Raw genomic sequence first — 14447 nt, 5'->3', positions numbered from 1 at the left:
CTCGGCTCCGCGACCGTTATCGCGCACCAGCAGACGCAAGTGCGCGCCGTGGTGTTGCAGGCGAACCCGCACCTGACTGGCGTCGGCATGCCGGGCGATGTTGGTCAGGGCCTCCTGCAGAAAGCGGTACAGATGGGTCTTGTCCGGTGCCGATAGCGCCGGCAACTGCGCACTGATCCGCAGCTCACAACCAATGCCTTGCCGGCCCTGCCATTGTTCCACCAGCAAGGCGAAGGCTTCGGCCAGCGGCAGGTGTTGCAGGACCACCGGATAGAGGTTATGCACCAGTGCCCGGAAGCCACGTTGCAGATGTTCGCAGTTGTGCTCCAGTTCGCGCACCGTGCGCTCTACGGTCTCCGGTTGATCGGCAACCAGGCGCAACAGACACGCTTGGGCGCGAATGCCGGCCAGGTATTGGCCGAGATCGTCGTGCAGGGTCTGGGCCAACTGCGTGCGTTCCTGTTCCTGCACGGCCAGCAAGGCCTGGGTCAGCCGCGCATTGTCGGCGCTGGCGTGTTCCAGCGCGGCGGTCATGCGATTGAAATGCACCGCCAGTTGCCGCGCCTCCGGCAATCCTTGCGTGGGCAGGCGCACCTTGAGCTGGCCGGCGCACACCTGCTGCAACGCCCGCAGCAGCTCATCGAGCAAGCCCATGCCCCGCCGCACGGCCCAACGGATGGTCAACAGGCTGACCATGAGTGCCATCGCGCACAGGCTCAGCAGTTGTTGCAGGGAATCCCAGACTTCGTCGATTTCATCGCGCGGGTCCACGGCGATCTGCACCCGTCGACCATCCGCCAGGTCCAGCACCCTTGTGCCATGGCGGATATCGGCGAACAGCAAGCGGCCGAGCCAGGCGTCCAGCCCTTCCCGCACCGGTAGCGGCGCCTGTTCACCCTCGGCCAACCAGTGCACGCGGACGTGGCGCAGGCTTTGGGTCAGGCGCGGTTGCAGGCTTGCAGAGTCACGCGCGGTCGTTTCGCTCAGGTACTCCACCACCGCTTCGGCCGATTGCAGTTCACGCGCCACATCCTCCAGCGCCTGATGCATCAACAATACAGTGCATGCCAGGGTGACCAGGGCGAAAAAGCCGCAGACCCACAGGTTGATACGCCACAGTGCAGACATGCCTAGCGCCCCGGTGTCGCGGGCATGACGTGCAACGGCACGGGACGCGGGCCGTGGAGCCGGTCGACGCCGATCAGCGTCAGGATCAACAGAAATGGCAGGAGCAGCGCTTTGACGATACGCATAGGTCATCCCCTCCAGAGTCATGGCCGTTGTTGTCCATGCTAAAACCGGTCCAACCGGGTTGAGCTACTACCTTGGTACTGGCCCGTTGGTACTTTCTGCATATTTTCACCGCACCAAAGGCTTCCTATGCTGGCGCTTACGTCATGGAGAGCCTTATGCGCCAGCTTGCCCCCTACGCCCTGATCTACCTGCTGGCGATTGCCTGCGCCGCCGGGCTGGCCACCCAGAGCCAGGCCGCCGATGCGCCCTTGCAGGTGCGGATCGGCTACCTGGGCTATCGCCCCGACCCCGGCCCGTTGCTGTCGAACGTCATCCCCGAGCCCACCGATGCCGGACTGCGCGGCGCCGAACTGGCGATCACCGACAGCAACAGCACCGGACGTTTTCTCAACCACGGCTACAGCCTGGTCAGCGCCAGCGTCGACAGCCCCGAGGCCTTGCTCGAAGCGGCAATGACGCAACACGAACAAGGCCTGCGCCTGTTTGTGGTGAATGCCCCCGCGACCAGCCTGCGCCAATTGAGTGCGGCACTGCCCGACAGCCTGCTGTTCAACGCCGGCAGCCCCGATGACAGTCTGCGCACCACCGATTGCCTGCCGAACGTGCTGCACACCCTGCCGAGCCGGGCGATGCTCGCCGATGCGCTGGCGCAGTTTCTGGTGTTGCGCAAATGGCAGCGGGCGCTGCTGATTGTCGGCCCGACCCCGGAGGATCAAGCCTATGCCGCCGCACTGCGCCGCGCGGCCAGGCGCTTTGGCTTGCAATGGGTGGCGGAAAAACCCTGGAGCTTCGATAACGACCAACGCCGCAGCGCCCAGGCGGATATGCCGCTGTTCACCCAGACCGCCGAGTACGACGTGGTGCTGGTGGCCGATGAGCGCGGCGACTTCGGTGAATACGTGCCCTACCAGACCTGGTACCCGCGCCCGGTCGCCGGCACCCAGGGCCTGACCGCTGTGGGCTGGCACAAAACCGTGGAAACCTACGGCGCCGCACAACTGCAAAAACGCTTCGAAGCCCTCGCCAGACGGTGGATGAACGACCGCGATTTCGCGGCATGGATCGCCGTGCGCAGTATCGCCAGCGCCGTCAGCAAACTGCGCCAGGCCGAACCGATGGCGATCCGTACGCTTGAGATCAGCGACCAGTTGCCGCTCGACGGTTTCAAGGGCCGCAAGCTCAGTTATCGGCCGTGGAACGGGCAGTTGCGCCAGCCGATCCCCATCGTCCAGCCCCGGGCGCTGGTCAGCACATCCCCCCAGGACGGCTTTCTGCACCCCTTCAACGAGATGGACAGCCTGGGCTACGACAAACCCGAGGTCACTTGCCGCTTTCCCTGATCCGATAATCACAACAACAAGGAATCTGCCATGCGCCGCACTCTGCTTTCATGCGCCCTGCTGCTCGCCGCAGGCCATGCCGTCGCCAGCACAGCCTGGGTCTCCAACGAAAAGGACAACAGCCTGAGCCTGATCGACCTGCAGACCCTGCAAGTCACCGACACCCTGCCCGTCGGCCAGCGCCCCCGCGGCCTGCTGCTGTCCCATGACAACAAGCTGTTGTACATCTGCGCCAGTGACTCGGACCGGGTCCAGGTGATGGACGTGGCCACGCGCAAGATCATCAAGGAGTTGCCCTCGGGCAAAGACCCTGAACAATTCGCCCTGCACCCCAATAATCGCTGGTTGTACGTCTCCAACGAAGACGATGCGCTGGTCACGGTGATCGACACCGAGACCTCCAAGGTGCTCGGCCAGATCAACGTCGGTGTCGAGCCCGAAGGCATGGCCGTCAGCCCCGACGGCAAGTGGGCGGTCAACACCAGCGAAACCACCAATATGCTGCACTGGATCGACACCAGCACCCAGACCCTGGCCGACAGCACCCTGGTGGACCAGCGCCCGCGCTTCGTCGAGTTCTCCCCCGATGGCACCCAGCTCTGGGCCTCGGCGGAAATCGGCGGCACCGTGACCATTCTCGATGTGGCCAGCCGCACGGTGCTCAAGACCCTGAACTTCCAGATCAAGGGCGTGCATCCGGACAAGGTGCAGCCGGTCGGCATCAAGCTCAGCGCCGATGGCAAATACGGTTTTGTCGCACTGGGCCCGGCCAATCATGTGGCGGTGATCGATGCCAAGACCTTCGAGGTTCTCGATTACCTGCTCGTGGGTCGACGGGTCTGGCAGATGGCGTTCACCCCGGATCAGAAGCAATTGCTGGCCACCAACGGCGTCAGCGGCGATGTCTCGGTGATCGATGTCGACAGCCTCAAGGTGAGCAAATCGGTGAAGGTCGGGCGCTATCCCTGGGGCGTGGTGGTGACGCCATGAACACCCTTGAAGTCAGCGACCTGAGCTTCGCCTACGGCTCCCGAGAGGCCTTGCGCAAGGTGAATTTCAGCCTGGAACCCGGGCGCTTCGCCGCGCTGCTGGGACCCAACGGCGCGGGCAAGTCGACCCTGATTGCCCTACTGACCCGTCTCTATGATCTGCAGCACGGCGAGATCCGCGTCGGTGGCTGTTCATTGCGCAGCGCGGCACGCCCGGCACTCAGGCAATTGGGCGTGGTGTTCCAGCAAAGCACCCTGGACCTGGACCTCAGCGTCGAGCAGAACCTGCGTTATCACGCCGCATTGCATGGCTTGTCGCGGCGTCAGACCGACCTTCGGGTTGACGCCGAACTGGCCCGCCAGGCCCTGACCGAACGCCGCCGCGAGCGAGTACGCGAACTCAATGGCGGTCATCGTCGCCGGGTGGAAATTGCCCGCGCCCTGTTGCATGAGCCGCGCCTGCTGCTGCTCGATGAAGCCAGCGTCGGCCTCGACCCGGCGAGTCGCCTGGCGCTCAACCAGCACATCCGCAGCCTGTGTCGCGAGGAGCGCATGAGCGTGCTCTGGACCACCCACCTGCTCGACGAAGTGCAGGCCAGCGATGACTTGCTGATCCTGCATCAAGGCCGGCTGGTGGCCAGCGGACAGGCCGATGCCCTGAGCCTGGAACACGGCGGTGACCTCGGCTCGGCCTTCACCCGCCTGACAACCACAGGAGCCATGCAATGACCGCTTACTGGCAATGCTTTAGCGGCATCGTGCTGCGCGAATGGCTGCGCTTTGTGCTGCAACGCACGCGGTTTCTCAGCGCCCTGGTACGGCCCTTGCTGTGGCTGCTGGTGTTCGCTGCCGGTTTCCGCGCAGCGCTGGGGATCGCGATCATCGAGCCCTACGACACCTACATTCCCTATGAGGTCTACATCATCCCGGGCCTGGCCTGCATGATCCTGCTGTTCAACGGCATGCAGGGTTCACTGTCGATGGTCTACGACCGCGAGATGGGCAGCATGCGCGTGCTGCTGACCAGCCCCCTGCCCCGAACCTTTCTGCTGTGCAGCAAACTGCTGGCCACCTCACTGATTTCGCTGTTGCAGGTGTATGCGTTCCTGGCGATTGCCTGGGTCTACGGCGTGCAGCCACCGGCCATGGGGCTGTTGCTGGCATTGCCGGCCCTGCTGCTGGTGGCGTTGATGCTCAGCGCGCTGGGCCTGCTGCTGTCGAACGCGATCCGCCAGCTGGAGAACTTTGCCGGGGTGATGAATTTCGTGATCTTCCCGCTGTTTTTCCTGTCTTCGGCGCTGTATCCGCTGTGGAAGATGCGCGAGGCCAGCGAGTGGTTGTATTGGCTGTGCGCGGTGAATCCGTTTACCCATGCGGTAGAGCTGGTGCGTTTTGCCCTGTATGAACGCTTCAATCCGCTGGCGCTGGCGGTGTGCATGGGGCTGACGCTGCTGTTTGCGTTGCTCGCCGTACTGAGCTTCAACCCGCAGCATGCGGCCCTGCGCAAATCCAGCTGACAACCCTCACTGTAGGAGCCGGCTTGCCGGCTCCTACTTTAGTACTGGTTCTACCTGTCTATCGTCGCATTCCCAACGCCCCCCGACTGGCATGTAATAGGTCCATAACTATAAGGACCTAACCCATGCCGCGTGCCCGACGTTGCCTGTTGCGCCCTGCTCTCGCCGCCCTGTCGCTTGGCCTGCTGCTGAGTACTGCGCAGGCTGACACAACGCTGTTCTCCGCCGATGGCTATCGCATTGGCCTGTACCGCAGCCCGACGCCCGACCAACTGCAAGGCGCAACCCTCATCGACACCCCCGCCCTGCAAGCCCTGCTCAACCAAAGCCCGCGCCCGGTGCTGATCGACGTCTACCGCCGTCAGTGGCTACAAGGGCAATTCATCGAAGACCAGCCCCATGAAAACCTGCCGGGCAGCCATTGGCTGGCCAATACCGGTGACGGCGACCTGACGCCCGCCTGGCAGGATTATTTTTCCCGGAACCTGAAATCACTGACGGGCGGCGACCCGACGCAACCGCTGGTCTTCTATTGCCGCTCCGACTGCTGGTTGAGCTGGAATGCGGTCAAGCGCGCAGCCACCATGGGCTATAAGACTCTGTATTGGTATCGCGATGGCCTGGACGCCTGGCAAGCGGCCAATCTGCCGGTTTCACCTGCCCGGCCCGAACCCTTTCCCTGAGCTTTACGCGTGCGTGTTGTTGCCACACCATAATCAAAATAATGAGGTGAAAGGCCATGTACAAAATCCTGATTGCCGACGATCACCCGCTGTTTCGCGAAGCCATTCACAACGTCATCAGCGACGGTTTTGCCGGCAGCGAAGTGATGGAAACCGCCGACCTGGACAGCGCCCTGGCCCTGACCCAGGAACACGATGACCTGGACCTGATCCTGCTCGACCTGAACATGCCCGGCATGCACGGGCTCAATGGCCTGATCAACTTGCGCAACGAAGCGCCGACCATTCCGGTGGTCATTGTCTCCGCCGAGCAGGACAAACAGATCGTGCTGCAAGCCATCACCTACGGTGCGGTGGGGTTTATCACCAAGTCCTCACCCCGCATCCAGATGACCGATGCCATCCAGCAGATTCTCAATGGCAATGTCTACCTGCCCCCGGACATCATCCGCACCGCCAAAAGCAGCACCCACCGGCGGATGGCAGCACCCACCGGCGGATGAACGATACCCCGAGCTTCCCGCCCGAACTGCTCCAGGCCCTGACCCGCAAGCAACTGCAGGTACTGGAGCGCATGACCAAGGGCGAGTCGAACAAGCAGATTGCCTACACCCTGGAAATCGCCGAGACCACGGTCAAGGCCCACGTATCGGCGATCCTGCGCAAGCTCAACGTTCACAACCGGGTGCAGGCGATCCTGAGTGCCGGGGATATTGATTTCGGGTCTTATCTGCGGCGTTGAGAGAACTGTAGGAGCGAGCATGCTCGCGATGGACGTGAGAACGCCGCGGGGTGTCAGGCACCCAGCGTCATCGTTGACCACCATCGCGAGCATGCTCGCTCCTACAGGGGGGCGCCCTGGCCCAACAAATGACTCATCGCCGTCTTCAGCTTCATCGGCCGCACCGGTTTGTGCATCAGGGTGTGGCCCAGTTCGCGGATCTGCTGCTTGAGCTCATTGCTGTAGTTGGCCGTGATCATCATCGCCGGGACCGGTGATGCGCGCCGGGCATTGATTCTTGCCACCGCGTCGACACCGTTCTGATCGTTGTCCAGGTGGTAGTCGGCGATCAGCAGGTCGGCCTCGGCGTGATAGTTGTCCACTTGCCGCGCCAGGTCTTCCTCCGACAGCGCCGTCACCACCCGACACCCCCATCCTTCCAGCAAGGTGCGCATGCCGGCACAGATGGTCGCGTCGTTGTCCAGCACCCATATCCGCGCACCCCGCAGGCGCTCAAGCATCGGCTCGCTCATCTGCAACGTCGGCGGCGGTTTCGGCGCGGTGGCGCTCAACGGCACTTCGACCGAGAACATCGAGCCCCGGCCCGGCCACGAGCGCACATGAATGGGATGCCCGAGGATGCCGGCAATTTTCTCGACAATCGCCAGGCCCAGGCCCAGACCGCGATCCTGATCGGGTCGCTGCACATCTCCGCGCTTGAACTCCTGGAAAATCTCCTCCAGGCGATGCTCGGCAATGCCCATGCCGCTGTCCCAGACTTCGATCGTCAGGCACTGATGATGCCGCCGGCACCCGAGCACCACGCGACCACTGTAGGTGTAGCGAATCGCATTGCTCAGCAGATTGCGCAGAATCCGCGCCAGCAACTGGATGTCGCTGCGCACCAGTGCCGAACAGCCGATGAAGTGCAGTTGCAGGCCTTCACTGCGCGCCACCTGGGTGTATTCGGCGGCCAGGTTGTCCAGCAGTTCACTGAGGGCGAACGGCGCAATGTCGGCCTTGATCACCCCCGCGTCGAGCTTGGAAATGTCCACCAGCGTGCCGAGCAGGTTCTCCACGTCTTCCAGGGAATTGCTCACGTTGCGCACCAGAATCTCGCTGGACATCGGCTCGCGTCGCTCCAACAAGGCACTGGTAAACAGGCGCGCGGCATTCAACGGTTGCAACAGGTCGTGACTGACGGCGGCGAGAAACTTGGTCTTCGATAAGTTGGCCTGCTCAGCTTCCTGCTTGGCCTCGCGCAAGCGTGACTCGACCTGGCGACGCTCATCGATCTCGCGCAGCAGTTGGTCGTTGAGGGTGGTCAATTCCGCCGTGCGCTCGCGCACCCGCAGCTCCAGGTTCTGATAAGCCTGATGCAGCGCCTCGGCGGTGCGGCGACGTTCGGTGATATCGCGGATCAGCACAAAAATCCCCACCACCTCGCCACTGGCCAGGCGGTTGGGCACATAGGAACGCAGCATGTAGCGCTCCTGGTTGTTGACGTTGGTTTCGGCGAACTCGAACGTCACGCTTTCGCCGGCAAGCGCCCTGGCCACGTAGGACTCCAGCCGCTGGTAGTGCTGTTCGCTGTGCACTTCGCGCAGACTCTGGCCGAGCATCACGCCGCGGGGCCAGCAGTACCACTCTTCGTAGACCTTGTTGGTGAACTCGTAGACCAGATCGGCATTGAGGTAGGCAATCAATGCCGGTACGTGATCGGTGATCAGGCGAATCCAGTGTTCGCTTTCACTCAAGGCCTCGGCGTGCTGGTAGCGTTCGGTAATGTCGGTGAAGGTGTTGACGAAACCGCCTGTGGGCAACGGATGGGTGCGGATTTCCAGGACCCGGCCATCGTACAGGCGCTGTTCGCATTCGCGTATCGGTCGTCCGTTGCCATCGCGACTGGCCGGGGTCAGCAGGTTCAACTCGCTGTCGGCGATCACCTCGGCAAACGGGCGATGGGCCGCCACCGGTGCCAGGCCGCTCAATTCCAGGAAACGCCGGTTCCACAACTCCAGAATGCCCTCGGCGCTGACCATCGCCACCCCTTGGGACAGATTGTCGACCGCCCGTTGCAACAGATGCGACTTCTGCGCCACTGCCTGCTCACGGCGCACGGTTTCGCTGAGTTTGACGTCGGTAATGTCGGTGAACAGAATCACCCGCCCCCCTTCCTGGGTCGGCCGCTCGCTGACTTGCAACCAGCGCCCGTTCTGCAGGCGGTAAAGCAGGTTTTCGTCGGCATGCCCGCGTGGCTCTTCGGTGAACAGGCCGTTGTTCATCATCAACCGCTTGACCTCAGTCAGGCGCATGCCGGCGTTGATCCGCACCCGGCTGTTACTCCAGAACGCCTTGAAGCGACTGTTGAACAGCACGATGCGCTGCTCGGCGTCGAACAGCACGAAGGCGTCGGAAATGCTTTCGATGGCATCGATCAGGTGTTGATGCGCCGTTTCCGCGCGCAAGCGGGCTTCGCTGAGCAAATGATTACCGGCCTTGAGTTCGGCCATGGCCTGGTTCAGGGCATCGGTGCGTTCGCGCACTTGCTCGGCCAGCACCACCGAATGCTGGAATGCCGCGTACGGATCGTTGCCACGGGTCACCCCGGATTCGACCCGTTCGATCAGCGCGCCATTGATGCGCTGCAGCTTATGGTTTTCCAGGCGCAGCCTGGCCAGTTCGGCCTGAAGCTCAGCGATGTCCTGGGGCACGGCCACGGGCAATGGCAACGCCGGTGAAGGTCTGGTTGATGTGCATGCCATTGAACTGTTCTCCATAGGTGTTGAAACCCATCACCCGTTGCTCACGCAAAAACGTGCCGATCTGATCAAGACTGCCGTCGTCTTCGAGTTCCAGACGCCGCAGGAAACAGTCGCAACCGATGGTCAGCAGCAAATCGCCCAGGCGCTCCTGCAACCCCTCGAACAGGCTCTGCAGGTTCGGCAGCATCGGCCCCGGGGTCATGGCGGTCAGGACGATGCCGTTTTCCACGGCGCAGTAGAAACTCAGGCTCAGGTCCGGATGCACCTGCTGGATGGCCCGCACGTAGTACTGCTGGTTGATCCGCACCGCCAACGGATGCGCGGCGAAGACCCGGTGATCGAGCTGCGCCACCGGCACGCCGATATGGCGGGCGTACTCGGCGGCGGCCGGCTCGGCATTGAGTTCGAAGACCCGGCGCAAGGTACTGTCGGCCCCGGTGACCACCAGCTTCTCGGTACGGGGCAGCACGTGGTGGGTGGTGAACACTTCGAAATCCAGCCAGGTATTGACCAGCACCACCACGGCTGCGCCGCTGTGGAACTCGCCATCGAAGTACACATGGGTATGGGTCAGGTAGTTATCGTCGCCGGCCGAGCCGCCGAAATGCGGAATATCGCCCAATGCCGCGCTCAAGGCCGCCAGGACCATTTCTTCGCGGCTGGACAAGCCGTCGAGCAGGGTCAGGGCAAAGCTGTTGCCCTTGATCGGGGCCAGGGTGTTGCTGCGACAGCCGCTGACCAGGCGCTCGACCATTTGCTGGGCGTCGATCAGGCTGAAGTGCTCCATCTGGTCGATCAGCTCGATCGCAATGGAAAAGTGCCGGTGATCGAAACCCACCGCTGTCACGCAATTGCGTCCGTAGCCCAGCGGAGTGATTTCCCCGGCGCTGGTGCAGCCCGCCAGGCGAATGCCACCGAAGCTTTGCTGCAAGGCCTGGCCCAGCACCTGCAAGTCGTACTCGGCGGAACAGAAGAACAGCACGAACCCCAGGTGCGGGTGCAACAACTGTCGCGCCAGTTCCTGCGCGACTTGCCGGGCATCGGTGGCCTGGGACATCGCACTGACGATTCCTTCGTTCTGGACCGGCTGCATCATCGCCTCCCGCAGGTGCGTGTATATGAGGCACGAGTGTATGAAGTCTGAGAGGTGCGACGAATGCTACTTGGGTAGCGGGTAGACGCTTCGATGGGATGAGACGGGGGCGACCCCCGCCGCGATGCGCACGGCCAGGGCCACCTCCCGGGGTTACCAGGTCAGCACCGCCCCCACGGCAAAGGTGTCGGTGTCTTCGTTCTGTGCGTCGGTGTCGTGTCCGTTGATTTCAAACTGGTTGTACTCGGCCACCAGCTTGAGGTTGTCGTTCACGTCATGGAACAACGCGATGCCGCGAGTCTCGTAGTCCGCGCCGCTGCCGACCACGCCGTTGCCATCGTCATTGGTCTTGCCGTAGGACAAGGCCAGGCGGTTCTTGCCCAGTTTGTACGAGCCCTGCATCAGGTAGCCGTCGCTGTCGACGTTGCGCAGGGTCGGCTCGCCGGCATTGTTGGTGAAAAACGGGTTGATGCCCTTGGCCTGGAAACCGGACCCGGTGAGGGACAAGCCGCCCATCTTCGCCTGCACGCCATAACCGACACCCTTGGAGGTGACGGTCTCGACCGTGGAATCGGTGTTGTCCGAGGTCTGGTAGCTGCCGTTGACCCAGCTGTAGATCTTTGCCCCCGCCAGGTCGAATTGATAGGTGACTTCGCTCTCGGTACGCGGGTTTTCCTGATAGGCCTTGCCCGTCGGGCTGCTGTCGTTAGTGTCCACCGGGTCCATGATGCCGACCGCCACGCGCAGACCGTCCATCACCGGGGTGCGATAGGTGATCTGCGAGGTCGGGAACGGGTACGGGTAACCGGTGCCAATGTTGCCGAACGACACCCCGCCACCATCCACCAGCCCCAACGTATCGCTGACCTGACCGTAACCGGCGAGCATTTCGTCGAGCAGGATGTTGGAACGGGCGAACAGCCCGAAATCCTTGCCGATCAGCACTTCGCCCCACTCCGGGTTGGCCACGGTGCCGAAGAACTGTCGCACGTCGATGGCGGTGTCGGTGCCGTTGGTTTCGCTGTCGTTGATGGTGACCCAGAACGAGGCACGGGCGCCGAGCTTGAGATCGTCTACCTGCTTGCCCATGTTGAACCCCAGGTAATTGGGCAAAAAACCCATCTTGACCCGTGACTGCCGACGGTCGTACTGCTCGCCGGCGCGGTCGACATCGCTGTTCACGTAGAAGGCGTTGATGTAGCCGTCGGTGGAGAACGTGGTCTGGTCCTTGTCGTACAGCATGATATCCGCCTCGGCCGCCTGGCTCATGCCAAGGGCAGACAGGCTGGCGATAAAGGCAGGCAGAAAACGATGCGTGACGTTCTTATTGTTGTGCATGGCGCGCTCCGAAACGGGGGACTGAGTGTCGGAGGCGATTATCGAAACCTGACCGGCGGCGCCATACGCTGCCTTGGGGCTGGTTTTCAGGTGCTTTGGAATGGACGACTGTGCGCGAGAACTAAGGCGTACGACCGTTTGTTGGCAGGGCAAGCCACTAAAGTTGTAAAGAACCGCTTTTCGTAGGAGTCGGCTTGCCGGCAAAGGCGCACTTGAAGCCCCCTTCGCCGGCAAGCCGGGCTCCTACAGGTCAAACGCTGGCTTTTATCAGCATGTAGGCGGCGACCACGACGCAGATGCTGGCGAACCCGACCTGCAACGCCCGCGCCGGCACCCGGGCGCAAAGTTTGCGACCGACGATCATGCCGACGATGCTGGAGACGATGAAGGCAATGCCCAAATTATCGATGCGCACTCCGGCATGGAACGCGCCGATCACGCCGATGGCGGAAATCAAGCTGATCACCATCAGCGAGGTGGCGATGATCCCGCGCATCTGCACATCGGTCAGTTGTTTGAACGCCGGGACGATCAGAAAGCCGCCGCCCACCCCCAGTAATCCTGAGACCACACCGGTCACTGCCCCGAGCGCGGCGAGGGTCGCGGTGCATTTGGCGGTCCAGGAAAAACGTCCGGTCTGTTGATCGAGCATGCAGTTCTTCTGGCCCCAGTTGGCGTGACCGTGATCACTCGGACCTTCGTCCTTGCGTTCACGGCGCAACATCCGCCAGGCCACCATGACCATCAACAGGCTGAACAGGATCATCAGGATTTTTTCCGGCAGCTGATGGGCGAAGTAGATGCCCACCGGCGAGAACACCGCACCCAACGCCGCAATCAACAACGCCGCGCGATAACGCACCAGGCCATGGCGCAAGCCATCGATGGCGCCGACCGCTGCCGCACTGCCCACTGCAAACAATGCCACCGGAGCGGCCTGGGTCATGCTCCAGCCCAGTCCCAACACCAGGGCCGGCACCGCAAGGATACCGCCACCGGCACCGGTCAAGCCGAGCACCAACCCCATCACTACGCCAAACAGACTTGCCAGCAACATAGGGAGTTCTCAGTCGACCCTGGACACACGTGTCAGCCACTCACGGCCCTTGAGCATACCGTTCCAGTAGAACCACGGTAGCAGTGTCGCCTTCAGCCACCACGCCGAGCGGCGCGCTGTCGTCGGGTCAAGGGGAAAGGTCGGCAGCAACTTGCCGGCATAACCGAACTCAGCGAGGATCACCTTGCCCTTCTCCACCGTCAGCGGGCAGGAGCCGTAGCCGTCGTACTTCAGCAGCAGTGGCTGTCGCTTGCGCAAAGCCAACAGGTTTTCGGCCACCACCACGATCTGCTTGCGCACCGCTGCGGCGGTTTTTGCATTGCTGGTGCCGCAGATATCACCCAGTGCGAAGACCTCCGGATAACGCGGATGCTGCAGGCTGTGTGGATCGACCTCGCACCAGCCGGCGGCGTCGGCCAGCGGACTGCGGGCGATGAAATCCGGGGCCACCTGAGGCGGCACGACATGCAGCAGGTCAAAGGTCTTTGCCTGGCGGGTGACATTGCCATCGGCATCCTTGACGTCGAACCACGCGGTCTTCGCCGGGCCATCGACCTTGACCAGATTCGAGTTGAACGCCAACCGGGCCTTGTACTTCTCGATGTACTTCATCAGCGGCGGGACAAAGGTCGGCACACCGAACAGTGCCACCCCCGCAAGATTGAATTCGACATCAATGTTGTCCAGCACACCGCTCTTGTTCCAGTGATCGCAGGACAGGTAAAGCGCCTTTTGTGGCGCACCGGCACATTTGATCGGCATGGCCGGCTGGGTGAACAGCACCTTGCCGCCGCGCAATGCCTGCACCTGATCCCAGGTGTAGGTCGCGTGCTCAAAGCTGTAATTGGAGGTCACGCCGTGCTGGCCGAGGGTTTCCTCCAGGCCTTCGATTTTCTCCCAGGCCAGGCGCAGGCCGGGGCAGACGACCAGGTTTTGATAGCTGACCGTGCGCGCGTCTGCGAGGGTGAGTTGGCGCTTGTCGGGATCGATGCCCGTTACGGCAGCCTGCAGCCAATTCGCCCCACGCGGCATCACCGACGCCATCGGCCGCACGGTGCTTTGCACGTTGTAGGCACCGCCGCCGACCAGCGTCCAGGCCGGTTGATAGAAGTGCCGGGCGTTGGGTTCGATCACGGTGATGTTCAGGTGCGGGCTACGCTTGAGCAGGCTGGCGACAAAGCCGATGCCCGCCGTGCCGCCACCGATGACCACGATATCTGCACTGATGGATGGGCCCCAGTGTTGATCGTTCATTGCTTGTTCCTTTTGCTGCACGCAAGGATTGATGCTAGTCCAGACACATAAACCCATGTGTGCGAGCCTGCTCGCGATAGCGGCGGGTCCGCCAACATTTATGCTGAATGTACCGCCGTCATCGCGAGCAGGCTCGCTCCCACAGGTTTGATGTTTTGAATGGCATTTAAGGTTGAACCCAGCTTTTAAGCACGGCCCCGCAATACAGCCCGGACAGGGTTTTCATCACCTGGATAACTTCGTGACTGGCGAGACCGTAAAAAATGTACTTGCCTTCACGACGGGTCGCGACCAATCCCTCATCGCGCAGGATGCCCAACTGCTGGGACAGCGTCGGTTGGCGCACGCCGGTCATTTTCTCCAGCTCGCCTACGTTGCGCTCGCCCTGGGTGAGTTGGCACAGGATCAACAGGCGATCCTCATTGGCCAGGGCCTT

The 14447-nt window shown here is 62.3% G+C and carries 13 protein-coding genes and 1 pseudogene; 6 read left to right on the top strand and 8 right to left on the bottom strand.

All coding sequences use genetic code 11. The features are described from left to right. On the bottom strand, positions 1 to 1128 hold a 1128-nt coding region (locus B0D71_RS31040; RefSeq protein ID WP_103398070.1), incomplete at its 3' end, for a sensor histidine kinase. A 2-nt stretch (positions 1129 to 1130) separates the two neighbouring features. Further along, positions 1131 to 1253 (bottom strand): hypothetical protein, encoded by a 123-nt coding sequence (locus B0D71_RS32140; RefSeq protein ID WP_276310372.1) that lies wholly within the window; start codon positions 1251 to 1253, stop codon positions 1131 to 1133. Positions 1254 to 1409: 156 nt separating this feature from the next. Here B0D71_RS32140 and B0D71_RS31035 point away from each other — a divergent pair, with 156 nt between their 5' ends. The 6 genes and pseudogenes from B0D71_RS31035 to B0D71_RS31010 all read left to right on the top strand — a co-directional run bounded on the left by B0D71_RS31035 (position 1410) and on the right by B0D71_RS31010 (position 6525). After that, complete coding sequence (locus tag B0D71_RS31035) at positions 1410 to 2594, top strand: ABC transporter substrate-binding protein (RefSeq protein WP_103398069.1); 1185 nt, start codon at positions 1410 to 1412, stop codon at positions 2592 to 2594. 30 nt (positions 2595 to 2624) lie between these two features. Next, complete coding sequence (locus B0D71_RS31030; RefSeq protein WP_103398068.1) at positions 2625 to 3584, top strand: YVTN family beta-propeller repeat protein; 960 nt, start codon at positions 2625 to 2627, stop codon at positions 3582 to 3584. Continuing rightward, positions 3581 to 4312: an ABC transporter ATP-binding protein gene (locus B0D71_RS31025; RefSeq protein ID WP_103398067.1), complete on the top strand. Its 732-nt coding sequence runs from the start codon at positions 3581 to 3583 to the stop codon at positions 4310 to 4312. Before B0D71_RS31030 ends, B0D71_RS31025 begins: the two co-directional genes overlap by 4 nt. Then, on the top strand, positions 4309 to 5100 hold the full coding sequence (locus B0D71_RS31020; protein ID WP_103398066.1) for an ABC transporter permease: 792 nt from the start codon (positions 4309 to 4311) through the stop codon (positions 5098 to 5100). The genes B0D71_RS31025 and B0D71_RS31020 overlap by 4 nt, the downstream gene beginning before the upstream one ends. Positions 5101 to 5225: 125 nt before the next feature. Beyond that, positions 5226 to 5783: a PQQ-dependent catabolism-associated CXXCW motif protein gene (locus tag B0D71_RS31015; protein WP_103398065.1), complete on the top strand. Its 558-nt coding sequence runs from the start codon at positions 5226 to 5228 to the stop codon at positions 5781 to 5783. Between the two features lie 56 nt (positions 5784 to 5839). Continuing rightward, a pseudogene (locus B0D71_RS31010) lies at positions 5840 to 6525 on the top strand (response regulator). Between the two features lie 101 nt (positions 6526 to 6626). On the opposite strand, the gene nahK reads toward B0D71_RS31010, so the two are convergent. From nahK to B0D71_RS30980, 6 genes are all read right to left on the bottom strand, one after another. Continuing rightward, positions 6627 to 9269 (bottom strand): hybrid sensor histidine kinase/response regulator NahK/ErcS', encoded by a 2643-nt coding sequence (nahK, locus tag B0D71_RS31005; RefSeq protein WP_103398064.1) that lies wholly within the window; start codon positions 9267 to 9269, stop codon positions 6627 to 6629. Further along, positions 9199 to 10362 carry a nitric oxide-sensing protein NosP gene (gene nosP, locus B0D71_RS31000; protein WP_103398063.1) on the bottom strand — a complete coding sequence of 388 codons (1164 nt, stop codon included), beginning with the start codon at positions 10360 to 10362 and terminating at the stop codon, positions 9199 to 9201. Before nosP ends, nahK begins: the two co-directional genes overlap by 71 nt. A gap of 153 nt (positions 10363 to 10515) precedes the next feature. Further along, positions 10516 to 11700 carry a porin gene (locus B0D71_RS30995; RefSeq protein ID WP_103398062.1) on the bottom strand — a complete coding sequence of 395 codons (1185 nt, stop codon included), beginning with the start codon at positions 11698 to 11700 and terminating at the stop codon, positions 10516 to 10518. Between the two features lie 250 nt (positions 11701 to 11950). Then, positions 11951 to 12757: a sulfite exporter TauE/SafE family protein gene (locus B0D71_RS30990; RefSeq protein WP_103398061.1), complete on the bottom strand. Its 807-nt coding sequence runs from the start codon at positions 12755 to 12757 to the stop codon at positions 11951 to 11953. 9 nt (positions 12758 to 12766) lie between these two features. Further along, positions 12767 to 14011, bottom strand: a complete 1245-nt coding sequence (locus tag B0D71_RS30985; protein ID WP_103398060.1) for an NAD(P)/FAD-dependent oxidoreductase — start codon at positions 14009 to 14011, stop codon at positions 12767 to 12769. Positions 14012 to 14177: 166 nt separating this feature from the next. Next, positions 14178 to 14447: ArsR/SmtB family transcription factor (locus B0D71_RS30980; protein ID WP_103398059.1), on the bottom strand; the 270-nt coding region annotated here is incomplete at its 5' end.

Source organism: Pseudomonas laurylsulfativorans (assembly GCF_002906155.1).
GTDB classification, from domain to species: domain Bacteria; phylum Pseudomonadota; class Gammaproteobacteria; order Pseudomonadales; family Pseudomonadaceae; genus Aquipseudomonas; species Aquipseudomonas laurylsulfativorans.
This window is presented reverse-complemented; position numbering and strand designations above follow the sequence as displayed.